The 495-nt window shown below is 70.5% G+C and carries 1 protein-coding gene; it reads right to left on the reverse strand.

The genetic code is table 11. From position 1 onward, the window contains the following. Window positions 1-495, reverse strand: a 495-nt coding sequence (locus tag G3I71_RS46860; protein WP_203733122.1) for an adenylosuccinate synthetase, incomplete at both ends; no start/stop codon positions are given.

Genomic DNA, 495 nt, shown 5'->3' on the forward strand with positions numbered 1-495 from the left:
CCCTCGCCGACGCGCGTCGTGTACGCCTTGGCGACCGCGACGACCCGGTCGATGCGCGTGGGCCCCACGCCCGAGCCCGTGCAGGCGCCGCCCGCGGTGCACGCCGACGACGTGACGAACGGGTACGTGCCGTGGTCGACGTCGAGCATGGTCGCCTGGCCGGCCTCGAACACGAGGGTCTTGCCCTCGTCGAGCGCGTGGTTGAGGAACTGCGGCGTGTCCGCGACGTACGGGCGCAGGCGCTCGGCGTGGCGCAGCAGGTCCTCGACGGTCTCGTCGACCGTGATCGCGCGGCGGTTGTAGATCTTCACCAGCAGGTGGTTCTTCTGGTCGAGGGCGCCCTCGACCTTCTGCCGCAGGATGCCCTCGTCGAACAGGTCCTGCACGCGGATGCCGATGCGGTTGATCTTGTCGGCGTACGTCGGCCCGATGCCGCGGCCCGTCGTGCCGATGCGGCGCTTGCCGAGGAACCGCTCGGTGACCTTGTCCATCGTG

The sequence above is a fragment of the Streptomyces sp. SID12501 genome (genome assembly GCF_010550245.1).
GTDB lineage: Bacteria > Actinomycetota > Actinomycetes > Streptomycetales > Streptomycetaceae > Streptomyces.